This window comes from Flintibacter sp. HCN-6482, assembly GCF_037892565.1.
Classification (GTDB): domain Bacteria; phylum Bacillota; class Clostridia; order Oscillospirales; family Oscillospiraceae; genus Lawsonibacter; species Lawsonibacter aceti.
Genome location: NZ_JBBKBK010000002.1, coordinates 755,862 through 778,745, shown reverse-complemented (window position 1 = coordinate 778,745; position 22,884 = coordinate 755,862). Strand labels below are relative to the sequence as shown.

Below are 22,884 nucleotides of genomic sequence, written 5' to 3'. Positions count from 1 at the left end.
TGACCTTGCTAAATTGCCGGAAACAGTAAGATCAACAAAGGACGCAAGCGGTGTTTCCGTTTGCGTCCTTTTGTCCCTCTATAAAGACAGATGGAAAAGAAACTTTGGAGAGAGAAGCGCAATATATGATCCTTTTCGCCAAGAGATACCACGCTTTTTTCAAGGCCTGTCTTGTGTATTTGGTCCAGGTGTGCTAAAATAATCCATTAGTGTATAAAATGTCATAAGTATGTCTACTGACCAAATGAGGTGTTTGATATGAAGATCGTGGTACTGGCCGGCGGCCTGAGTCCGGAGCGGAACGTATCCCTGTCCTCCGGTTCCAAGGTGTGCCAGGCCCTGCGGGACCGGGGACATCAGGTGGCCCTGGTGGACCTGTTTTTTGGGCTGGAGGATTGGAGCGGCAGTGAAGAAGAGCTGTACTCAGCCCCGATCCCGGAGAAATTCAAGAGGGTAGCTCGGCAGGCCCCTGACCTGAACCAGGTGCGGGCCAGCAGAAAGGATCAGGGCCCCTCCGCGATTGGCCGAGGTGTGCTGGAGCTATGCGCCCATGCGGATGTGGTCTATCTGGCCCTCCACGGGACCTGTGGCGAGGATGGTCGGATCCAGGCCGCTCTGGATCTGCTGGGAGTCCCCTATACCGGCTCCGGCTGTCTGGGCTCGGCTATTGCGATGGATAAGGATCTGACCAAGCGGCTGGTAGCCGATAGGGTAACCACGCCCAGTTGGAGGACCGTCACGGTCACGAAAGAGAATATTGGGGCACTGGTTGAGGAGACTTGCCTGCCTGTGGTGGTCAAACCCATCGCCAGCGGTTCCTCCATTGGCGTCTATATTGCCCATGACAGGGAAGAACTGGAGAAGGCGCTGTATGACAGCCTGAAACTGGGCGGCCGAACAGTTTTGGAACAGTACATTCAAGGCCGTGAGATCCAGGTGGCAGTATTGGATGGAAAGGCCCTGCCCTCCATTGAGATCATTCCCAAAGAAGGCTTTTACGACTATGAGAACAAATACCAGCCTGGTGCGGCAGAGGAGATCTGCCCCGCCCATATTCCAGAGGAGTGGGAGAAAAAAGTAGGAGAGGCGGCCCTGGCTGTGTTCCAGACTATCGGGCTGGCGGTATATGCTAGAGCCGATTTTATTGTCACGGAGGACGGTACTCCCTATTTTCTGGAGATCAATACACTTCCTGGCATGACGCCAACCAGTCTGGTCCCCCAGGAGGCGGCCGCTGTGGGGATCGATTATCCCTCATTGTGTGAGATCATTATCCAGAGATCTCTGGAAGCCAGAAAGGAAGGAATGTGATGGAAACCATCACTTTGGGCCAGCTGCTGGAGGCAGTGGGTGGAACGTTGCTGGGTGAATTTCAGGACCGGGAGGCCCTGATCCAACGTGTAGATACAGACAGCCGGAATATCCATGAGGGAGCCCTGTTTATCCCGCTGATCGGCGAGCGATTTGACGGGCACGCCTACATTAATGCCGCGCTGGAGGGAGGGGCAGTGGGCTGTATTACAGCCCGGGAACGAGAGAATTATCTGCCTGGAAAGTTCTATGTCAAGGTTTCCAATACCCAGAAGGCCCTGCGTGATCTGGCGGCATGGTACAAGGGAAGATTTGATATCCCATTTGTAGCCATTACCGGCAGTGTTGGCAAGACAACCGCGAAGGATATGGTGGCCGCTGTATTGGGTACAAAGTATAAGGTGCTGAAGACTGAAGGGAACTTCAACAACAATGTGGGACTGCCCCTTACCCTGTTGCGGCTCACCGGGGAGCATCAGATTTGTGTCCTGGAAATGGGCATGGACAAGGCCGGGGAGATTGACTATTTGGCAGAGATTGTCAAGCCGGACGTGGGAATCATCACCAATATCGGAGATGCCCACATTGAGCGCCTGGGCAGCCGGGAAAATATTTTTAAGGCAAAGTGTGAGCTTCTGCCTCATGTAAAGGGAAATGGTCTGCTGGTATTGAACGGAGATGATGAGCTGTTGTCCACTCTCCGGGGGCACACTACTGTGCCGGCGGTCTTTTACGGCAAAGAGGAGGGACTGGAATATCAGGCCCATATCACAGGAGGCGACAGCGTCAGCCATATTCTCTGTCGGCTGACCACGCCGGCTATGGACCGGGAAGTCCGCATCCCAGCACTGGGAGAACATATGATTTATCCCACGCTGGCCGCCACCGCTGTGGCAGAGCGATTTGGGCTGACTGCCGACGAGATCGAGCAGGGGCTGACCCAGTTTGTACCGACCCGCATGCGGATGAATGTCCTGCGCCGGGGGGAAGGAATTACCATTTTGGACGACACCTATAATGCCAATCCCCAGTCCATGCGGGCGGCTGTCAGCGTGCTGGCGGACAGTCTGGGGGAGTGGAAGGTGGCTGTGCTGGGTGATATGCTGGAGCTGGGCCCCTTTTCCCCCGCCCTCCACAGCGGCGTAGGCGAGTGTCTGGGCCGGGCTGGGATCCAATGCCTTGTGGCGGTGGGAGAGGAATCGGAGCATATTGCCCAGGGCGCCAGGGACTCTGGAGTTCCTCTGGTGTATCACTGCGCGGACAAAGAGGCGGCGAAAGTGGTGCTAGAGGAGCTGATCCGTCCCAACAGCACCTTCCTGGTCAAAGCGTCCAGGGGGATGAAGCTGGAGGACCTGACAGCCTTCCTGTTGGAGCATACCAAAGAAGCGTAGCATAGAGTTCTACCAAACCGAATCGGTCTGGTGGAGCGGAAATAGATAAACTAAGAGGATGTTATGATCGACATTTCGGTATCTAACCTGGTCAAGGAGTTTGAGGTTGGAAAGAAAATTTTAGATGGGCTCACCTTTCAGGTGGACTCAGGAGAGCGGGTAGGCCTGCTGGGCCCGAATGGGTGCGGCAAGACTACCCTGCTCCGCATCCTGACAGGCGTGGTGGACTGCGACGAGGGAGAGGTGGTCACTGCCCCTGGGAAGCGGATAGGACTCATCTCCCAAATTCCGGTCTATCCAGTGGGATACCGGGTGGAGGATGTGCTAGACACCGCGTTTCAATCTCTGCGCGACATGGAGGAGGAGATGGCTTCCATCGCCCAAAGAATGGCGGCCGGAGACCATGATCCTGCCCTGCTGGCCCGCTATGACAGGTTGAGCGCCTCGTTTCAGACAGGCGGCGGCTATGAGATGGATACCGCGAAAAATAAGGTGTGTAACGGCCTGTCCATTCCACGGGCGATGCGGGAGCAGCCCTTTGACAAGCTGTCCGGAGGGGAAAAGACCAGGGTAAACCTGGCCAGACTGATTCTGGAGGATACAGACATCCTCCTGTTGGATGAGCCCACCAACCACCTTGACCTACGGGCCACCGAGTGGTTGGAGGAGTACCTGGAAAAATTCAAGGGTACGGTCCTGGCTGTATCTCATGACCGCTATTTTCTGGATTCCGTGGTGGACCGGGTCATCGAGATCAAAGAGGGAAAGGCGGAGTTTTATTCTGGAAACTATTCCTTCTACGCGGTGGAAAAGGAGCGGCGCTATGAGGAGCAGCTCAGGCAGTATGAGAAGGAGCAGGCCAAGATCGAGCAGTTGGAGAAGGCTGCCCAGCAGCTGCGTATCTGGGCCTATTCGGGCAACGACAAGATATTCAAACGGGCCCAGTCCATGGAGAAGCGCATCGAGCGGATGCGTACCACCGACCGCCCCAAGAAGGAGCGGAAAATGGAGGTCCGCTTTGGGGAACGGGAGTTTCGAGGGGATGAGGTGCTGTCCATCAAAGGGCTGGAAAAGTCCTTTGGGGAGCGAAGGCTGTTTTCTGATGTAAATCTGGAAGTGGAGGGCGGCGAGCGCGTTGCTCTGCTGGGGGACAATGGAACCGGAAAATCTACCCTCATTAAAATTTTAATGGGGGAGGAGACGCCCGACGGCGGAAAGCTCCGCCTGGGCCCCACGGTACGGATTGGCTACCTTCCCCAGATCATCCATTTCAGCCACCCGGAGCGCAACCTGGTGGATACCATGATTTACGATTTGGACTGTACTGCTCAGACCGCCCGGAATCGATTGGCCGCCTTCAAATTCCGAGGGGAGGACGTGTTCAAGCCCGTGTCCGCCCTGTCCGGCGGGGAACAGTCACGGCTGCGGCTGTGCATGCTGATGGACTCCAAGATTAATCTGCTGATCCTGGACGAGCCCACCAACCATCTGGATATCCAGAGCCGGGAGTGGATCGAGGAGGCGGTGGAGGAATACGAGGGAAATCTTCTTTTTGTGTCCCACGACCGCTATTTTATCGACCGATTTGCCACCCGTATCTGGATGCTGGAGGGCGGCCGCATTACCGATTTTAAGGGCAGCTATCAGGAATTCCAGGCCGTCAGGCAGCGGCAGAAGCAGTCTGGTCAGGCAGCCCCGCACCATGCTCCAGTTCCAGAGGAGGGGGCAAAAGAGGAGAAACCCAAGCGGACAGGGGGCACCAAGGAACTGGAAAAGCAGGTCAACGCCGCGGAGCGTGCCGTAGCCAAGGCTGAGGAGAGGATGTACGACCTGTCCATTCAGATCGAGGAGGCCGCCGACGACTATTTGAAGCTCCAGGAGCTGTATGAACAGCGGGAGGCCTTGGAAGAGGAGATCTTGAAGCTGTACGGGACCTGGGAAGGTCTGTCCGCACAGCTGGAGGAGGCCAGGGGATGAGGGCGAGAAGGTCCAAAATAGAGGTAGCCAGTTACAAGGGCAAGCGTTTTGGTCTTGCCTTCAAAGTGATATTGGCTCTGATGCTGGCCGGAGCGCTCACTTTTGCCGCTCTGTTGGGGGCGGTTCTCTCCGGGGCCTATGACCACATCAGCGGCGAACCACAGGTGATGATCGTCCTGGGCTGCCAGGTGAAGGAGGACGGGCCCTCCATTCTTCTCCGAGATCGGTTGGATGAGGCCCTGAACTATTTGGAGGACCACCCTGATTTGACGGTGGTAGTTTCCGGCGGCCAGGGTCCAGACGAGCCTACAAGCGAGGCCCAGGCGATGGCGGACTATCTGATCGCCAATGGAGTGGACGGGGAAAAGGTTCTGTTGGAAACGGCTTCTCATAATACGGCCCAAAACTTTGCTTATTCCAAAAAGCAAATGGATGAGGCCCAGATAGATTACTCTGACGGGATTTTGGTCGTATCCAATGGGTTCCACCTGACTCGGGCCAGAATGCTGGCCCAGCGAGCGGGTTTTGAGGAGGTATATACTTTGGCCGCGCCTACCAGCCATCTGCCTTCTAGGTTGCATATGTATATCCGGGAGCCTCTGGCCCTGGTAAAGTCTTTTGTGTTTGACCGATAAGGAGTGACCTCATGCTGGACAAGCTTACCGCCATTGAGGCGAAATACAGCCAGATCGAGGCGCGGCTGGCCGCGCCGGAAACCTATGACGATCCGGCCAAGGTGGCGAAACTGAATAAGGAGCAGTCGGAGCTCCAGCCTCTGGTGGAGACCTTCCGTACCTATCGGCGGACCCTAGAGGCCCGGGACCAGGCTCGAGAACTGATGTCGGATTCTGAGATGAAGGAACTGGCCCAGGAGGAATATTCTCAGGCGATGGAGGACATCCCAAAGCTGGAAAGGGAGCTGCAGATATTGCTCCTCCCAAAGGATCCCAACGATGACAAAAACGTTATTGTGGAAATACGGGCCGGGGTAGGCGGAGAGGAGGCCGCCCTCTTTGCCCACTCCCTCTATCGGATGTACTCCATGTATGCCGAGAGCCAGCGATGGCACTGTGAGGTGGACTCGGCCAGTGAGACAGAGCTTGGAGGCATAAAGGAAATAACCTTTACGATTGAGGGGACAGGCGCTTTTTCCCGCCTGAAGTTCGAGAGTGGCGTTCACCGGGTCCAGCGGGTGCCCGAGACCGAGTCTGGAGGACGGGTCCATACCTCCACGGTGACAGTAGCGGTCCTGCCGGAGATGGAAAGTGCGGATGTGCGACTGAATCCGGCGGACATCGAAATGCAGGTTTTCCGCTCCTCCGGGGCCGGGGGCCAGCATGTGAACAAGACCTCCTCCGCTGTCCGCCTGATTCACAAGCCGACGGGGACCGTGGTGGAGTGTCAGCAGGAGCGCAGCCAGTTCCAAAATCGGGACAAGGCCATGCGTATCCTGGCTTCCCGACTGTATGAGGCCGAGCAAGAGAAGATATCCTCCGAATATACGGCACAGCGGCGCAGCCAGGTGGGCTCCGGCATGCGGAACGAGCGCATCCGTACCTACAATTTTCCCCAGGGCCGTGTTACGGACCACCGCATTGGGCTGACCCTCTATAAGATAGACAGCGTGATGGACGGCGGCCTGGACGAGCTGATCGATGCGCTGGCCGCCGCGGACCAGGCAGAAAAATTGAAACAACAAGAGTAGAAAGCAGGAGATAGGACTATGGAACTGTATATTCACTATACCAGCCTTCCCCAGGATAAGGAGCTACCCGATGTGGTGGAGGAACTAAACGAGGTGCTGGAGGAGGGCGGCGTCGTGTGCGGAGGGGAAGACGGCCGCATCGATCTGGAACTGGAGGATGAGAGGCACAACCCTAAATATGCCCAGATGGCGGTGAAGGCCTATCTCCAGCGGGCCGCGTTTGATAAAAATACCACCGTGGAGATCGGCGGCATGGAGATCGGCATTTACGAATGAGGAGCGAGCCATGTTTCACAATGTGATCTTTGATCTGGATGGTACGTTGCTGGATACTATTGACGACCTGGCTGACGCGGGCAACTACGTCTGCCGCCTCCATGGCTGGCCCACCTATACAGTGGAGGAGTACAAGCGGTTCGTGGGAAACGGGATGGCCAAACTGGTGGCCCGTTTTGTTCCGGAGGAGTGGCGCACCCCGGAGGGGGTGGCGGCTATCCTGGAGGAGTTTATGCCCTACTACGATGCCCATAAGGAGGACAAGACCGCACCCTATGCCGGACTTCCAGAGGTGGTCCGGATGCTGAAGGAGGCGGGCGTTTCTATGTCCGTACTGACCAACAAGGCGGACGAACTGGCAGGACCTGTGGTGGAAAGCTACTATCCGGGTGTCTTTTCTATCGTCCAGGGAGCCATTCCCGGTTATGAGCCCAAGCCGGACCCTGCCCTGCTCCAAAGGCTTATGGAGCGGATGGGAGCAGAGAGGGGAAATACCCTGTTCGTTGGGGACAGCAACGTGGATATCCGTACCGCAAAAAACGGTGGCCTGACCAGTTGTGGTGTCCTGTGGGGATTCCGTGGACGGGAGGAGCTGGAGAAAGAAGGAGCAGATCAGTTGGTTGAGGAACCTCAGGAGTTACTGGAAGTGATTCTCGGCCATGGATAAAACGATTTTGGAGACAGAGCGGCTCCTCCTCCGGGAGATGGGGGACAAAGACTTCCCGGCGCTGTGCCGGATGCTCCAGGACCCAGCGGTGATGTATGCCTACGAGCACGCCTTTTCAGATGAGGAGGCCTGGGAGTGGTTGCGCCGCCAGCAAGAGCGTTATGCTAGAGATGGGATTGGCCTGTGGGCGGCGGTGGAAAAGTCCAGTGGTAAAATGGTGGGCCAGTGTGGCCTGACTTGGCAGGACCGAGGCCAGGGAGACTTGGTAATGGAGGTTGGCTATCTATTGGAAAAAGCCGTCTGGCACAGGGGATATGCCACGGAGGCGGCCCAGGCGTGCCGGAACTATGCCTTCCAGAAGTTGGGCCAGAGAGAGGTTTTTTCCATCATCCGGGACAATAACTTGCCTTCTCAGGAGGTAGCCAGACGAAATGGTATGGAAATCCGGGGACAGTTTATCAAGCATTACTATGGAATAGACATGCCGCATCTGATCTTTTCGGTCAGACGGAAGGCTGAGGATGAGGAGTTTTTGCATTGAACACCCAACTGTTAAACGAGAAGAATATCCAACAGGCCGCCGCTATCCTTCGGGATGGGGGATTGGTTGGGATTCCCACAGAGACCGTATATGGCCTGGGCGCCAATGGACTGAATCCCCAGGCAGTGGCCCGTATTTTTCAGGCCAAGGGGCGGCCCCAGGATAATCCTCTGATTTTACATATTCCATCGATAGACCATCTGGACCGGTATTGCAAGGGGATTCCCCTTACAGCCTATCGGTTAGCAGAACGTTTCTGGCCAGGCCCGCTGACCATGATTCTCGCCCGGCGGGATGTAGTGCCGGATGTGGTCACCGCCGGCCTGGACACGGTGGGAATGCGTTGCCCCGCTCACGCTCTATGCCGGGCTATCCTCAGAGATGCGGATGTCCCCGTGGCCGCACCCTCAGGGAATACCTCTGGGCGGCCCAGTCCCACCTCCGCCGCCCATATGTGGGAGGATATGGATGGAAAGATTGATGCCATTGTAGACGGCGGTCCCTGTGCTGTGGGGGTGGAGTCCACCATTGTGGACTTGTCCTGTGACTCGCCCCGGCTGCTGCGGCCGGGGGGCGTCACCCTGGAGCAACTTGAGGCTGTCCTGGGGGATGTGGAAGTAGACCCTGCGGTGACCCGCTTGATGGGGGCGGGGGAGAAACCCCGCGCCCCCGGCATGAAGTACCGCCACTACGCCCCTAAGGCGCCAGTGACGGTAGTGGCGGGGGAGCCGTCCAAAAGTGCTGGGTACATACTGGACCATGCCGCCCCGGAGGACGGGATCATCTGTTTTGACGAGTTTGTGCCCCTGTTCACGAAACGGCACGAGATGAGGCCTGTCATGAACCTGGGCCCCTCTGTGGATAAGGCGGAGCAGGCCCGGCACATCTTCGACGCCCTGCGTTCCTTTGACCATACAGCGGTGAAGGCCATCTGGGCCCAATGCCCTGACGCTGCGGGCATCGGACTGGCTATCGCCAACCGTCTGAACAAGGCGGCCGGCTTCCATATCATTGAAGTGTAAGAGAAAGGTAACTTTATTTTATGCAATCTCAAATCATCAACAAAATTCCCATACTACGGAGCCTTGAGAGTCACATTACCAGCGGCCCCGCAGCCATGGATGTGATTGCGTCCCTGCGCTATGAAACGGGGGCCAGCGCTGTTGTGTTATACAAGGACTGTCTGGACGAGTCCTTCTTCCGCCTGTCCTCCAAGCTGGCTGGGGAGGTCTTACAGAAATTTGTCAATTACAAAATGCGTCTGGCCATTGTAGGCGATTTCTCCCATTACACCAGCAAGCCGTTGCGGGATTTCATTTGTGAAAGCAACAAGGGCAGTCAGGTAGGCTTCTGGCCTACTGAGGAGGAGGCCCTGGCATGGTTAAACAGATGACCGTTCTAGGCATCACCGGCCCCACTGGAGCGGGTAAGACAACCCTTCTGAAAGAGGTGGAGAAGCTAGGCGGTGCGGTCATTGACTGCGATGCCGTGTACCACGATCTGCTGGAAAGGGATGGTGCCTTACGGCATAGCTTGGAGAAAACCTTTGGGCCGCTCCGGGATGAGAGTGGAACAATCGACCGAAAGAAGCTGGGTACCATCGTCTTTGGCGACCCGGAGAAGCTGCGACAGCTCAATATCATTGCTCAAACCGCCACAGTGAGGCGCACCCAGGAATTGCTGGAGGGATACCGCCGCAAGGGGATAGCTCTGGCCGCCATCGATGCCATCGCCCTGCTGGAGAGTCCGCTGGCCAAGCTCTGTGACGTTACCCTGGCGGTGGTCGCACCCGCGGAGATACGGGTAAAACGGATCATGGATCGGGAGGGCATCACGGAGGAGTACGCCTGGTTACGGGTAAAGGCCCAGAAGAGTGACGAATATTTTGTGAAAGGGTGCGACCGCACCTTGGTGAACGACTGTGACCAGGTGGAGGAATTTGCCCTCCAGGCCAAGGCGTTGGTAGAATCGATTTTGCAGGAACACATACAATAGAGGTACAAAGGAGGTTTTCCCAATGGATGAAAAAAAAGAACTGACACGGGGCGAGCAGCTGCGCCGGGCCCTGACCTATCAGAAGAAAAACGGCTATGACCGGTTACAGACCGGTGAGCTGGAGGCCATAGAGGCTTACTGTTCCGGATACAAGCAGTTTCTGGACGGAGGCAAGACCGAGCGGGAGTGTGTGGACCGTACCATTGCACTGGCGGAGACCGCCGGCTTCCGTCCCTATGTCCGTGGCATGGAGCTCAAGCCTGGGGACAAGGTGTACCAGTCCAACCGGGGCAAGGCTGTTATGCTGGCCGTTATCGGCCGAAAAGATCTGGACCAGGGCGTCAACATCGGTGCGGCTCATATCGACTCCCCCCGGCTGGATCTTAAGCAGAACCCTGTGTATGAGGCGGAGGAGCTGGCCTTTTTCAAGACCCACTACTACGGCGGCATCCGCAAGTACCAGTGGGTGACCATTCCTCTGGAGCTCCATGGGGTGGTGGCCTTGAAGGGCGGTAATGTGGTCCGGGTATCCGTAGGAAACGGAGAGGGTGACCCCCTGTTTACCATTGACGACCTGCTTCCCCACTTGGGGGCAGAGCAATCTAAAAAAACCCTGGGAGAGGCCATTCCCGGTGAGAGCCTGAATATTCTGATAGGCAGCCGCCCCCTGGCTGATGACGAGGGCAGTGACCGGGTGAAGGTGGCTGTGCTGGAGCTGCTCAACCGGAAGTACGGCATCGTTGAGGAGGATTTTATTTCCGCCGAACTGTGCGCTGTCCCTGCCTTCCGGGCCTCTGATATCGGCTTTGACCGCTCCATGATCGGAGCCTACGGCCACGACGACCGGGTGTGCGCCTATGCGGCCCTGGCCGCCCTGCTCCAGTTGGATACCCCGGAGCGTACAGCGGTCTGTATGCTGGCTGACAAGGAAGAAATAGGCTCTGAAGGAGTTACGGGCATGAAGTCTGCCTCCTTTGACACCTTTATGGCGGACCTGTGCGCCGCCCAGGGGGTGCTGCCCAGAGCCTGCTATGAAAAATCCTTCTGCCTGTCCGCCGATGTGACGGCGGCCTATGACCCCAACTTTGCCGATGTATATGAAAAGCGCAACAGCGCCTTTGTGAACTACGGTATGGGGCTCTGCAAGTATACCGGAGCCCGAGGTAAGTCCGGCGCCTCTGACGCCTCCGCCGAGCTGGTGGCTTATGTCCGAAAGGTGTTGGACGGTGCCGGTGTGGCTTGGCAGATGGCCGAGCTGGGCAAGGTGGATGCCGGCGGCGGTGGGACCGTGGCCGCCTATATGGCGGAGCGGAACATCGACACCCTAGATGCCGGGGTTCCTGTCTTGTCCATGCACTCTCCCTTTGAAACGGTTGGAAAACTGGATTGTTATATGACCTATAAAGGCATGAAGGCCGTCTTCGAGGCCTGTTAGCCCCAAAAAGCAGATGAAAAAGACAGGGACCGCCCTCTGGCGGTCCCTGTCCTGTCCTAAGGAGGTATCTATGAAATTGGATGAAAAAGCCTGGATGGCCCAATTTTGCCAAGCGGTGAAAGACGAGTTTGGAGGCCGGATCGTCTGTATCGGACTGCAAGGCAGCCGTGGGCGAGGTGAGGAGAGGGAAGACAGCGATATCGACATGGTAGTCGTACTGGACCGGGTGGAGCTGGAGGACTTGGACAGGTATCGCCGGGTAGTGGCTAACCTGCCCTGCCGGGAGCTGCTTTGTGGCTTCGTATCTGGAAAGGAAGAGCTGCTGGCCTGGGAACCGGGCGACCTGTTCCAGTTTTATCACGACACAGCCCCTGTTGTGGGAGATTTGGAATTTTTACGGGGGACATTCGCCAGAGAGGACGCCAGTCGGGCAGTCCATACTGGCCTGTGCAATTTATACCACGGCTGTGTCCATAATTATCTTCACGAGCGAGATGAGGCGCTGCTGGCCGCGCTTTATAAATCCGCCGCTTTCACCCTTCAGGCGATATATTGGCTGAAAACCGGGGTGTACGTCAAAAAACATCGAGAGCTGTGGCTGGAGCTAACTGGAGAGGAGCGGTCAGTGCTGGAGCGGGTTCTGGCGTTCCGGGCCGGAGAGGGGCCTGATCTGGAAAAAGACAGCGCCCTCCTGCTTCAATGGGCGGGAGCAACATTGCGAGAGGGCGTGAAGCAGTACTAGACAGCCCTAAAAATGGATCTGCTCATTACGAGTGAACTGTGTTGCCATCGTGCCTGGGTTGTTTTGCCCGGTCTGGCAGTTATCAAAAAGGACAAGGCTCCTATTCCGGAAGGGAGACAGCAAGGCTAAGTGAGCTGCCTGAAGCGGCAACGCTGAGGGAAACCTCCCCATTATAAAAGAGCTCTCCAAGCGCAACCGCATTTTCCGTGGCAATACCAAGGGTATCATGTACGCTCTGAAACCCGGCTTCCTGGACCGCTTGGAGGTAGGCGTCAACCTCGGCCTCACCAATATCATCCAGATAGACCGCAAAGATTTGATAGCCGGCTGAGTTGCCCTCGGAGACGGCGGTCACGGTGCCAGAGGAAGGTTTGGGTATGGATTGGGTAAAGCGGTTGTCCGGCCATTGATCGGCGGGAGTCAAGGTGGGAGGGGAAGTGGCGCTGCCAACAGTCTGTTGGCCACAGGCGGCCAGCAACAGGATGGCCAGCGTCGATAAGGGGACAAGTATGGCTCGTATCCAATTTCTCATTTCAATTTCCTTTCTAATTTCCAGACTCGGAAGGCCAGAATAATACAGAGGACCAGAAGCAAAGTGGGCAGCCCGACGGACAGCCAGGTGGGAAGGGGTGCGGAGGACACAAAAATAGAGGTGGGGCCATCCACCCCGCCGATGTGTCCCATGTGGGAAGTCCCTGTGGCAAAAAGCTTAGATCCCGTGAAGAATAACTCCAAGGCAAGCGCCAGTTGAGTCAGAGGGCCAACAGCGCATATTGCCGCGATGGAGGTCAGCAGCCAACGCAGCAGCTTCAGATACCGGCGGGCGGTGATCCTCTGGGACTGGTCCATAGCCTGAGAAACAACAGCCTCCGCTTCGGCAGCTGTCAAGCTGTCCCTGGGGTCTTTTTCTCCTCGTATCAGTTCCACAAGTGAGATGCCGAGGGCCTGGGCCAGAGGTTCCAGAAGCTTTACGTCAGGAAACCCCTTTCCAGTCTCCCATTTGGACACGGCCTTGTCTGTGACATTGAGCCGGTCTGCCAACTCTTTCTGGGTCAGGCCCTGTTCTTTCCTCAACTGGGCCACAAAGGCCCCAAAGCGTATGTTATCCATGGGATGACCTCCTTGATCTTTCTCTATTATGAGCATTGCCGCCGCAAAAAGCAACCTACGAAAAGTAGAGAAGCGGTTTTTGACTAAGAAAGGCTCTTCCAGTACAACCTAGAAAGGAGTTTTCATAGGAGGGGTGCTTATTATGGATGAATCTCAAGAGAAAGAGGAACAGCAGACGAGCGAACCCATCATACAGCCAATCATAGATCTGGGGTCCTCCCTGATTCAGACGGACAAAGGGACCATCTACGTGCTGACTATCGTGGGACAGATCGAGGGCCACCAGATGCTGCCCCCCAGCAGCAAGAGTACGAAGTACGAGCATGTTCTCCCTCTGCTGGCCACAGTGGAGGAGAGCCCCCAGATAGATGGACTGCTCATCTTACTGAATAACGGCGGGGGAGATGTGGAGGCTGGGCTGGCCATCTCGGAACTTATCGCCTCTATGTCTAAGCCGACCGTTTCCCTTGTGCTGGGCGGGAGCCACTCGATCGGGGTTCCGCTGGCGGTTTCGGCCAAACGGTCTTTCATTGCGCCCTCGGCTGCTATGACGATCCACCCAGTTCGGCTCAACGGCTTGGTCATCGGTGTACCCCAGACGTTCTATTATTTTGAACGCATTCAGGATCGTATCACACAATTTATCACCGCCAACAGCGGGATCAAGCGGGAGGCGCTGACCAAACTGATGCTTCAGACAGGGGAACTGGCCGCCGACGTAGGCAGTGTGATCTACGGCGAGGAGGCGGTGGAACTTGGGCTGATTGACCAGATTGGCGGGCTGTCTGACGCGCTGTCCTGCCTGCATGGGATGATAGAGGATAGAAAGCAAGCAATAGAAACAGGCGGGCGGGAGTGATCCCGCCCGTTTACATAATGCAAATGAAAAAGACTGGAATTTCCTGTCCTGTTGTGTTAATATAGTATCAGTGATTTTATTGGCTTCTTGCCATTTAGGGGGTAAATACAGTGACCTATCCTATGTCCGCTATTCTGGGGTTTGTCCAGGGTGTAGCCGAGTTCCTGCCTATCTCCAGCTCTGGGCACCTGACCTTGTTTCAGCATTTTTTTGGCCTGGCGGAGCCAGATAATTTGTTCAACGTGCTGCTCCACTTTGCCACTCTGCTGGCTGTGTGCATCTACTACTTCCAGGATGTAGTGGAAATGATCGTTGAGTTTTTTCGAGGGATCGCGGCTCTTTTTTCCCGCCATCCTTCTCATGGGAATCCACCGGAGGCGCGCCGGCTGGTCCTCCTGGTCATCGTCGGTACGCTGCCGCTCTTTGCGGTGCTGCTGATCAAAAATAAGGTGGAGGCTCTTGGATCCAATCCTTATTTTGTCAGCTGTGCTCTGCTGGTGACAGGCTGTATCCTCTTCTGTTCTGACCGAATGGCGGGCGGAAGGAAGAACGCCCGAAATGCCACCCTGAAGGACGTATTGCTGGTGGGCGTGGCCCAGGGCTTTGCCACCATCCCAGGGCTGTCCCGCTCCGGTTGTACCATCTCCGCCGGTATGGCCAGAGGATTCGACCGCAAATTTGCCGTGCGCTACTCTTTCCTTATGTCTCTGCCCGCGGTGCTGGGCGCGACGATCCTGGAGGTCAAAGACGTGCTGGAGATGGAAGGCGGTCTGCCGGAAGGGAGACTACCCATATACCTGATGGGTATGGTCATCGCCGGCGTGGTGGGCTATTTCTCCATCGGACTGGTCAACCTGTTGGCATCCAAGGGCAAGTTTGGCGCGTTTGCCTACTATTGCTGGGGCGCCGGCCTGCTCTCTCTGGTCCTATGCGCCATGGGGTGGACGCTAACGTCGGGTACGATCTGATTTTCCTGGAAAGGTAGGAACCCTTAAGAATGGCAACGACACAAAAGAGATCCGGAGGGGGACGGTCGGCCTCCTCCGGCGGAAAACGGACTACTTCAGCGGCAAGATCCAAGCCAGCGGCCAAGAGTAGCCGTGCCGACATTTCCTCCCACCGCCCGTTCCGGCGTGAGGTAGGGGCGGTGGTCTGCCTGCTCCTGGCGATCTTCTCCTCCTTTGGATACTTCAAAATGGAGGCGATCTTCATCACCTTCTTTGTGGGGCTGGTCAAGGGACTGGTAGGCTATGGCTTTTGGCTGGTCCCTCCCGCCTTGCTTTTGGGAGCCTATATCCTGGCGTTCCACCGTGGACGGCCGGTCCGTCTAAGGCTGACCTGCGCCCTCCTCCTGCCCCTGATGGTGGCGGGCGTATTCCATGGTATGCTGTCAGATCCGCTTCCTTGGAACGGTGCGCTGGTCAAGGAGTTGTGGAACAGCGGCGAGGCGATGAGATCCGGTGGTGTGCTGGCCGGTGTGCTGGCCCAGGCCTGTGTATCCCTGTTTACCAGCTTGGGCTCCACGATCATCTTTGCCATGGGAGCGATTCTGATGGGACTGGCCGCCTTTGACCGTTCTCTGGTGGATGTGGCGGACTGGGTCTTTAACCGGCCGAAATATGAATATGAGCCAGAGCCGGAGCAGCCACGCCGGAGCCGGACTGAGGAGCGCCAGGGAGAGAGGGCGGCGGAATCGCTGTCCCAGACCCGGACGCGCCGCTCTGAAATCGATATCCCTGTGGATGAGGGACCGTTGGTGGGGAAAGAACCGCCGGCCCCCCAGGAGAAGAAACGGCTGGGATTTTTTGACCGCAAGGCCCGTGTGCCTGCCCCCGACCAACTGCTGAAGGGGTCTACAGAGCAGGAGAGCGTTCCCCCGACAGCAGAGCCCGAGGCTGTAGAGGAACAGCCGCCTGCCCCCGCGGCAGAGCGGCCCCGGCCGATCCCGGTGGTCCCGCCGGTCACTGTGGCGCCGCCGTCCGTACCAGAGGAGCGGCCTGCGGTGCCGCCCACTCCACGGAAGGACGAGCAGCCACAAAAGGTGACCCGCCAGGAGGCGGAAGAAGCGGCAGTTCAGGTGGCACAGGATATCCAGGAAACCATGGACCAGGGCAGCCCGCCTTACCAGTATCCGCCTCTATCCCTGCTCACTGAGGGGACAGGAGATATTGGTGGCGAGGCGCTGGTGGAGCTCAACGCCAACAGGCAGCGCCTCGCTGATACGATCCACTCCTTTGGAATCGACGCCAACATCGTCAACGTGACAAGGGGCCCCTCTGTGACCCGGTATGAGCTGGAACTGGACCAGGGAGTCCGGCTGAACAAGCTGACCAATCTGGCGGACGATATCGCCTTGGCGTTGGGCGCAACAGGGGTCCGCATCGCCCCAATCCCAGACCAGATATCCATGGTCGGGATTGAGGTGCCTAATAAGCTGGTTTCCCCGGTCAATATCCACTCGGTCATCGGCTCTACCGCCTTCACAAACAGCGCCTCTAAGGTATCCTTTGCCGTGGGCAAGGACATTGGAGGAAACTGTATCGTCGGAAACATCGCCAAGATGCCCCACCTGCTCATTGCGGGTACGACAGGCTCCGGTAAGTCGGTGTGTACCAATTCTCTGATCATCTCCCTGTTGTATAAGGCCACTCCAGAGGAAGTCCGTCTGATCATGGTGGATCCCAAGATGGTAGAGCTGGGCATCTACAACGGGATCCCCCATCTGTTGATTCCCGTGGTCACAGATCCCAAGAAAGCGGCGGGCGCCCTTCAATGGGCAGTCACGGAAATGATGAAGCGATACCGCTCCTTTGCCGAAGTTGGCGTGCGGGACCTGGCTTCGTACAATGCTAAGGCCGCAAAGACCGAGGGAATGGAAAAAATGCCCCAGATTGTGGTCATCATCGACGAGCTGGCCGACCTGATGCTAGTGGCGGCGAAGGAAGTGGAGGAGTCTATCTGCCGGGTGGCTCAGATGGGCCGTGCCAGCGGTATGCACCTGATTATTGCCACCCAGCGCCCCTCTGCTGACGTCATCACTGGTCTGATGAAGGCCAATATACCAAGTCGGATCGCCTTTGCCGTGGCCTCCAGCCTGGAGTCACGCATTATTTTGGACATTACTGGCGCAGAAAAGCTGGTCGGCCGGGGGGATATGCTCTATTTCCCGCTGGGCGCCGGGAAGCCAACCCGTGTACAGGGTTGCCTGATTAGCGACCAGGAGGTCGCTTCCGTAGTAGAGTTTGTCAAACGCAGCGGCTCCGCCCAGTATGATGACAACGTCATGCAGGAGATCGAGCAGCACGCCGCCGAGAAGGAGAAGGGAACAAAAGGTGTAGGCGGCTCCGCTCCGGATGAGGTCAGTGATGAGTATGACGAGCTCATCGATGCGGCGGCGGAGGTTGTGGTGGAAACAGGGATGGCCTCTGTTTCCATGCTCCAGCGCCGACTGAAGCTGGGCTATGCCCGTGCTGCCCGCCTGGTGGACCAGCTGGAGGAAAAGGGGATTGTAGGTCCCTTTGAGGGCAGCAAACCCCGCCAGGTTTTGATCACTAAGGAGCAGTGGCAGGAGCTGAAGTATCGGCAGGGGGTCGGGGCGCCTCCTCCTCAGACAGAAGCGGAAATACCAGATCGAACCGATTTAGACAGCACCCAGGTCAATCCGCCCTTTGACGTGGAGGAGTCTCTGGACCGAGCGGAAGAGGATACCCTATAACCCAGGATACGGACAGCAGACCGGATGACAGGCGGTGGACTGAATAGAGGGAGTGGGAGAGATGGAACCATCGAAAAAGCGGGCGGTCCGGCTGTTTACCCTGGTGATTGCCCTTACCGCTTTGGCCAATGGCCTGGGAAGCAGTATTTTTTCCAATTATTTTAATGAGGTCTATCATATCGATTCGATCCAGCGCGGATTCATTGAGATCCCCAGGGAGAGCCCCGGGGTACTGTGCATGGCACTGGTGGCGGCGCTGGGATCTCTGGGCAGCCTGTGGATGTCGGTAGTGGCGCAGCTGCTGCTGTTGACCGGTTTGGTTGTCATGGGTCTGTTTAGCCCCAGCTATGGGGTGATGCTGGTTTTCCTGTTTATCCATTCCTTGGGAATGCACCTGTTCATGCCTTTGAATGACGCCATCTCCATGGATCTGGCGGAAAAGGGGAAAGTGGGGACAGCCTTTGGAAAGTTCAAAGGAGTCAACACATTCTTTTCCATGGCGGCGGCGCTGATGGTCTTTTTAGGATTCCGGTTCGGCGTGTTCCACTTTGGGGAGGGCTTTATCCTGCCCTTTGCCATTGGGGCGGCGGCCACAGCGGCAGCGGTAGTATTGCTGGCCCGGATGGCAGTTAGTATACCTCGGCAGAGCGGCCATGTGAAAAGTCATAAACTTTTATTCCGGCGTGCCTATATGCCCTATTACATGGTTACTTTGGCCTACGGCTGCCAGAAGCGAATCAAAATTGTCTTTGCGCCATGGGTCATCATCAACCTGCTGGGTCAGGGGGCGGATACGGTCGCCCTGCTAACCATTGTGGTCCACTTTGTGGGGACCTGGTTTGCTCCCCTGATTGGCCGCCTGCTGGACCGGATGGGGGTGCGCAGGATGCTCTGGCTGGAGGCCGGGTATATTGTCCTGTCATTCACTGCTATGGGCCTGCTGGCGGGGCAACTGGCTGGTGGAGCTTTCTCTTCCGGCGGCTGGCAGACCTGGCTGGTGTTCGCGGCCTATATCCTCTGTGTCCTGTTTGAGCAGTTCAATATGGTCCATTCTTTCATGATGCGTTCCATGGCATTGGACCCGGGGGAGGTGACCCAGACACTGTCTGTGGGACTCAGTGTAGACCATGTGATGGCCATTGTCGCCTCGCCCATCATGGGGCTGATCTGGGAGGGCTGGGGAGTACAGTACGTCTTTTATCTGGCGGCGCTGTCCGCCATCCTGCAGCTGGCTGCAGCCGGTATGGTGGGAAAAACGGAGCTGTCTAGGGTATAAATATTTCATTTTTATTAAATTTGCCTTGTGCCCCTTTACAGGAGCGACTTTTTAGAGTAGACTATTATTAGGTTTTTAGACAGGAGGTGCCCAGAATGGAAGAAATGGATTTTACCAGAAAATTTAGTCTGGGGGACCAGCGGGACCTGGAGATCAAGGCCATCTTGGCCTCTGTCTATCAGGCGTTGCAGGAGAAGGGGTATAACCCCATTAACCAGATTGTGGGCTATATTTTGTCTGAGGACCCCACCTATATTACCAACCACAACAATGCCAGAGCTTTAATCCGCAAAGTGGACCGGGATGAGCTGCTCCAGACCTTGGTCAAATATTATCTGACACACTGATGACCGCACAGCGGCCCGCCGACTGGCGGGCCGCTTTTTTGATAGAAAAGGAGGGGGCATGATGAAGGACTTTTATAGAACCTATCCTCAAGTAGCGTTATGTGGCCTGAACTGCCTGCTCTGCCCTATGAACATCGGAGGCTGGTGTCCCGGATGTGGCGGGGGAGAGGGAAATCAGAGCTGTCCCCGTGCCCAGTGTGCCCGGGAGCGAAATATCGGTGATTTCTGTTACCGCTGTGAACAATACCCCTGTGAACTCTATGAGGGGATGGGGGACTATGATTCTTTTGTGCCCACACGGCGCAGGGGCGCGGACCTGGACAGAGTCCGTGAACTGGGGCCGGAAACCTATGTGCGGGAGCTGGAGGAGAAGCGGGCTATTTTGGAACTGCTAGTAGGGGAATGGAACGACGGACGGAAGAAAAGCTTTTACACCACAGCGGTCTACCTGTTGGAGCTGGATGACCTGCGCCATGCTGTCCAGCAAGTGACTTCCCTTTCCACAAAAGAGATGTCTGAAAAGGAGCGTGCGGCCTGTATGACACAGGCCCTTCAGAAAATCGCAGAGCAGCAGGGGTTAGTACTGAAGCTGAATAAAAAACAAAAGAGAAGAAGTAGAGGGAAGCATTTATGAATATTTTGGTGAGCTACTGTTTTTTAGGGGAACCCTGTCGGTATGACGGCTGCAGCCGTCTGGACCGCCAAGTCATCGAACTGCACAAAGCGGGACATACGCTGGTCCCGGTGTGTCCTGAGGTGCTAGGAGGTCTGGACACTCCCAGGGCGCCGGCCGAGGTGCAGGCGGATGGTAGGGTCATCACCGAAGATGGAGAGGATGTCACCGACGCATATCGGGCGGGGGCAGAGGCGGCCCTTAAAATCGCAAGAGAGCATAGCTGCACGGTGGCGGTGCTCAAAGCCAGATCTCCGTCCTGTGGCTGCGGCGAAATCTATGACGGCAGCTTTACCCACACCATCAAGGCCGGATGGGGCGTCACGGCCCGTCTGTTGGCAGAGGCGGGCCTTCGGGTCATGGACGAGGAAAATTTGGAGAGTTGGCTATATGATCCGACGGCGTGGCCATCTGAGATGTAACTGTATCGTACATCAGAGCAAAATCCATCGAAAAGGGTCAGACGATAAAAAATTTAAGGGCCATTGACCCCGTATGAAACCCTCCGCCCCGGAGATACTGGAAACACAGTATCACTGGGGCGGGAGGTTTTTATATGCAGCACAAGGTGGAAATTTGCGGTGTTAATACATCAAAGTTAAAGGTGCTGAAAAACGAGGAGACCCGTGCGCTGCTGTTGAAAGCGAAGGAGGGAGACCAGCAGGCCAGAGAGGAACTGATATCGGGGAATTTACGCTTGGTCCTGTCTGTGATACAGCGATTTTCCAACCGGGGCGAGAATGCTGATGACCTATTTCAGGTGGGCTGCATTGGGCTGATGAAGGCTATCGATAACTTCAACACGGACCTGGATGTTAAGTTTTCCACCTATGGAGTGCCTATGATCATCGGAGAGATTCGCCGCTACTTGCGGGACAACAGCACTATGCGGGTATCCAGAGCGATGCGGGATACGGCCTACAAGGTGTTGCAGGCCAAGGAGGCCTATATCGCTCAACACCAGAAAGAGCCCACAGTGGAGGAGATCGCCAACATCCTGGACATCAAACGGGAGGAGGTGGTCTTTGCGCTGGACGCAATTTTAGAGCCTGTGTCTCTCTATGAGCCAGTGTACTCCGACAGTGGGGATACCATATGTGTGATGGACCAGGTCAGGGACAGCAAAAATACAGATGAGATGTGGTTGGAGCGCATCGCACTGAAGGAAGCGGTGTCACACCTGTCTGAACGGGAGAAAAAGATTTTGTCTATGCGTTTTTTTCAGGGCAAAACTCAGATGGAGGTGTCTGCCGAGATCGGGATCTCGCAGGCGCAGGTATCTAGGCTGGAAAAGAATGCATTAAGGCAGATACGGAAAGAGATGTAAAGAGGCCGCCTGACAGATCCTGTCAGGCGGCCTCTTAAAAACAGTTGTGGAGAAAATACGTTTAGACAGTGGCGGGGTTGAGTACGTCGTTTTTACGCATGACCCATTCACGCCAAATAAAGATACCCAGGAACAGGGCGGCTACCAGGATGCCCAGCGGGTAGGCCAAGGTGGTGGACATATTCAGACATTCAGGAGCCTGGACAAAGTAGGTCACAGAGACAGCGGACATAAAGGTAGCGGGTAAAGCAGCCATGAAACAGGCTACAGGGGGGAAGCCGTTGCGATGCAGATAGACGGCGCCAGCCCACAGGACCATCATAGCCAGGGTCTGATTGGACCAAGAGAAGTACTTCCAGAGAGTAGCGAAGTCACCCCACTGGGTGATCAGGGCTCCTATGCCCAGCACAGGGACAGACAGGAGCAGACGGTTCTTCCAATTGCCCTGATCGATTTTGAACCAGTCGGCGATGGTCAACCGGGCGGAGCGGAAAGCGGTGTCGCCGGAAGTGATGGGACAGGCGATGACACCCAGCAGGGCCAAGACACCACCGACAGGGCCCATCATAGAGGAACAGATGTTCTCAACGACAACGGACTGACCACCAGCCAGCGCCTCGTTCAGAGCAGCCACATTGCCATAGAAGGTGACACCGGCAGCGGCCCAGACCAGAGCGATAGCGCCCTCAGCGACCATGGCGCCGTAAAATACCTTCCGCCCCTCTTTCTCAGAGGTCATGCAGCGGGCGACCATGGGGGACTGGGTAGCGTGGAAGCCGGAGATAGCGCCGCAGGCCACAGTGACAAACATCTGGGCCCAGATAGGAGTGTTGGTGGGGTGCCCCATCCCTTCCACGCCGATATACTGCCACATTTCAGGCATCGCGGCGCGGTAAGAGGGGTCGATTAGCATTACACCCATGAGGCCAAGGGCCATGATGATGAGGCAGGCCCCGAAGATGGGGTACAACTTGCCAATGACCTTGTCAATGGGCAGGAAGGTGGCGATAAAGTAGTAAATCAGCACGACAGCCAGCCAGAAGTTGGCATCCAGTGTTTCAGGAGTCAGAATAGCCAAAAGCTGGGCGGGGTTCTTGGAGAAGTTGACGCCGACCAGGATTAGCAGGACTACCGAGAAGACACGCATGACCTGCAGCATGAATTTGCCTAAGTAGATGCCCACGATTTCAGAGATGGAGGCGCCGTCGTGGCGCTCGCTCATCATGCCGGACAGGAAGTCGTGGACACCGCCGCCCAGGATAGTACCAAAGACGATCCACAAATAGACACGGGGCCCCCAGCAAGCGCCGGCCAGGGCACCAAAAATAGGGCCAAGACCTGCGATGTTCAAAAGCTGGATCAGGAACAGACGCCAAGTTTTCATTGGGGTGTAGTCCACGCCGTCCGGATGGGCGACCGCCGGGGTCTGACGGTCATCCACACGGAACACCCGCTCAATGAGACGGCTGTACAGTGCGAATCCCACCACAAGGACTACGAGGGAGATCAGGAACGTGATCATAAATTTCTCCTCCTC

General features: G+C 56.4%; 24 protein-coding genes. 21 read left to right on the top strand and 3 right to left on the bottom strand.

Annotated features, from left to right (window positions below):
• Nucleotides 1-258 precede the first annotated feature (258 nt).
• The 13 genes from WKS99_RS08835 to WKS99_RS08775 all read left to right on the top strand — a co-directional run bounded on the left by WKS99_RS08835 (nucleotide 259) and on the right by WKS99_RS08775 (nucleotide 12,040).
• Complete coding sequence (locus WKS99_RS08835; RefSeq protein ID WP_147571899.1) at nucleotides 259-1,311, top strand: D-alanine--D-alanine ligase; 1,053 nt, start codon at nucleotides 259-261, stop codon at nucleotides 1,309-1,311.
• Entirely contained in the window at nucleotides 1,311-2,702 is a 1,392-nt protein-coding gene (locus WKS99_RS08830) for a UDP-N-acetylmuramoyl-tripeptide--D-alanyl-D-alanine ligase (protein WP_186852624.1), read from the top strand. Before WKS99_RS08835 ends, WKS99_RS08830 begins: the two co-directional genes overlap by 1 nt.
• 63 nt (nucleotides 2,703-2,765) lie before the next feature.
• Nucleotides 2,766-4,679, top strand: coding sequence for a ribosomal protection-like ABC-F family protein (gene abc-f / locus WKS99_RS08825; RefSeq protein ID WP_340405760.1), 1,914 nt, complete (start codon nucleotides 2,766-2,768; stop codon nucleotides 4,677-4,679).
• Nucleotides 4,676-5,314 carry a YdcF family protein gene (locus tag WKS99_RS08820; protein ID WP_340405759.1) on the top strand — a complete coding sequence of 213 codons (639 nt, stop codon included), beginning with the start codon at nucleotides 4,676-4,678 and terminating at the stop codon, nucleotides 5,312-5,314. Before abc-f ends, WKS99_RS08820 begins: the two co-directional genes overlap by 4 nt.
• 11 nt (nucleotides 5,315-5,325) lie before the next feature.
• The gene (gene prfA / locus WKS99_RS08815) at nucleotides 5,326-6,384 is read left to right on the top strand and encodes a peptide chain release factor 1 (RefSeq protein WP_340405758.1); all 1,059 of its coding nucleotides are present in this window, start codon (nucleotides 5,326-5,328) and stop codon (nucleotides 6,382-6,384) included.
• An 18-nt stretch (nucleotides 6,385-6,402) separates the two neighbouring features.
• Nucleotides 6,403-6,660: a hypothetical protein gene (locus WKS99_RS08810; protein ID WP_147571894.1), complete on the top strand. Its 258-nt coding sequence runs from the start codon at nucleotides 6,403-6,405 to the stop codon at nucleotides 6,658-6,660.
• Between the two features lie 10 nt (nucleotides 6,661-6,670).
• On the top strand, nucleotides 6,671-7,327 hold the full coding sequence (locus WKS99_RS08805; protein ID WP_262670276.1) for an HAD family hydrolase: 657 nt from the start codon (nucleotides 6,671-6,673) through the stop codon (nucleotides 7,325-7,327).
• Entirely contained in the window at nucleotides 7,320-7,868 is a 549-nt protein-coding gene (locus WKS99_RS08800) for a GNAT family N-acetyltransferase (RefSeq protein ID WP_186852621.1), read from the top strand. The genes WKS99_RS08805 and WKS99_RS08800 overlap by 8 nt, the downstream gene beginning before the upstream one ends.
• On the top strand, nucleotides 7,865-8,890 hold the full coding sequence (locus tag WKS99_RS08795) for an L-threonylcarbamoyladenylate synthase (protein ID WP_340405757.1): 1,026 nt from the start codon (nucleotides 7,865-7,867) through the stop codon (nucleotides 8,888-8,890). Before WKS99_RS08800 ends, WKS99_RS08795 begins: the two co-directional genes overlap by 4 nt.
• Before the next feature lie 20 nt (nucleotides 8,891-8,910).
• Complete coding sequence (locus tag WKS99_RS08790) at nucleotides 8,911-9,261, top strand: DUF4180 domain-containing protein (RefSeq protein WP_186852619.1); 351 nt, start codon at nucleotides 8,911-8,913, stop codon at nucleotides 9,259-9,261.
• Nucleotides 9,246-9,863, top strand: a complete 618-nt coding sequence (coaE, locus tag WKS99_RS08785) for a dephospho-CoA kinase (protein WP_340405756.1) — start codon at nucleotides 9,246-9,248, stop codon at nucleotides 9,861-9,863. The genes WKS99_RS08790 and coaE overlap by 16 nt, the downstream gene beginning before the upstream one ends.
• 22 nt (nucleotides 9,864-9,885) lie before the next feature.
• Complete coding sequence (locus WKS99_RS08780) at nucleotides 9,886-11,298, top strand: aminopeptidase (RefSeq protein WP_262670272.1); 1,413 nt, start codon at nucleotides 9,886-9,888, stop codon at nucleotides 11,296-11,298.
• 70 nt (nucleotides 11,299-11,368) lie between these two features.
• Nucleotides 11,369-12,040 (top strand): nucleotidyltransferase domain-containing protein, encoded by a 672-nt coding sequence (locus WKS99_RS08775; RefSeq protein ID WP_240287593.1) that lies wholly within the window; start codon nucleotides 11,369-11,371, stop codon nucleotides 12,038-12,040.
• 100 nt (nucleotides 12,041-12,140) lie between these two features.
• On the opposite strand, the gene WKS99_RS08770 is transcribed toward WKS99_RS08775, so the two are convergent.
• Nucleotides 12,141-12,572, bottom strand: a complete 432-nt coding sequence (locus WKS99_RS08770; protein WP_340405755.1) for a hypothetical protein — start codon at nucleotides 12,570-12,572, stop codon at nucleotides 12,141-12,143.
• Entirely contained in the window at nucleotides 12,569-13,150 is a 582-nt protein-coding gene (locus WKS99_RS08765) for a helix-turn-helix domain-containing protein (protein ID WP_340405754.1), read from the bottom strand. Before WKS99_RS08765 ends, WKS99_RS08770 begins: the two co-directional genes overlap by 4 nt.
• A gap of 142 nt (nucleotides 13,151-13,292) precedes the next feature.
• Between WKS99_RS08765 and WKS99_RS08760 the strand changes: the two genes are divergently transcribed.
• The 8 genes from WKS99_RS08760 to sigG all read left to right on the top strand — a co-directional run bounded on the left by WKS99_RS08760 (nucleotide 13,293) and on the right by sigG (nucleotide 21,347).
• On the top strand, nucleotides 13,293-14,009 hold the full coding sequence (locus WKS99_RS08760; protein WP_147571884.1) for a ClpP family protease: 717 nt from the start codon (nucleotides 13,293-13,295) through the stop codon (nucleotides 14,007-14,009).
• A gap of 110 nt (nucleotides 14,010-14,119) precedes the next feature.
• Nucleotides 14,120-14,977, top strand: coding sequence for an undecaprenyl-diphosphate phosphatase (locus WKS99_RS08755; protein ID WP_240287599.1), 858 nt, complete (start codon nucleotides 14,120-14,122; stop codon nucleotides 14,975-14,977).
• A 29-nt stretch (nucleotides 14,978-15,006) separates the two neighbouring features.
• Nucleotides 15,007-17,724: an FtsK/SpoIIIE family DNA translocase gene (locus WKS99_RS08750; protein WP_340405753.1), complete on the top strand. Its 2,718-nt coding sequence runs from the start codon at nucleotides 15,007-15,009 to the stop codon at nucleotides 17,722-17,724.
• Nucleotides 17,725-17,785: 61 nt separating this feature from the next.
• A complete protein-coding gene (locus tag WKS99_RS08745) occupies nucleotides 17,786-19,000 on the top strand; it encodes an MFS transporter (protein ID WP_147571882.1) in 1,215 nt (404 codons plus the stop codon).
• Between the two features lie 95 nt (nucleotides 19,001-19,095).
• Complete coding sequence (locus tag WKS99_RS08740) at nucleotides 19,096-19,347, top strand: IreB family regulatory phosphoprotein (protein WP_147571881.1); 252 nt, start codon at nucleotides 19,096-19,098, stop codon at nucleotides 19,345-19,347.
• 61 nt (nucleotides 19,348-19,408) lie between these two features.
• Entirely contained in the window at nucleotides 19,409-19,981 is a 573-nt protein-coding gene (locus WKS99_RS08735) for a DUF3795 domain-containing protein (protein WP_340405752.1), read from the top strand.
• Complete coding sequence (locus tag WKS99_RS08730) at nucleotides 19,978-20,442, top strand: DUF523 domain-containing protein (RefSeq protein ID WP_147571879.1); 465 nt, start codon at nucleotides 19,978-19,980, stop codon at nucleotides 20,440-20,442. Before WKS99_RS08735 ends, WKS99_RS08730 begins: the two co-directional genes overlap by 4 nt.
• 134 nt (nucleotides 20,443-20,576) lie before the next feature.
• Complete coding sequence (gene sigG, locus WKS99_RS08725; protein WP_340405751.1) at nucleotides 20,577-21,347, top strand: RNA polymerase sporulation sigma factor SigG; 771 nt, start codon at nucleotides 20,577-20,579, stop codon at nucleotides 21,345-21,347.
• A gap of 61 nt (nucleotides 21,348-21,408) precedes the next feature.
• Here the strand turns inward: sigG and WKS99_RS08720 are convergent, their stop codons facing one another.
• Entirely contained in the window at nucleotides 21,409-22,869 is a 1,461-nt protein-coding gene (locus tag WKS99_RS08720; RefSeq protein WP_147571877.1) for a carbon starvation CstA family protein, read from the bottom strand.
• Nucleotides 22,870-22,884 lie beyond the last annotated feature (15 nt).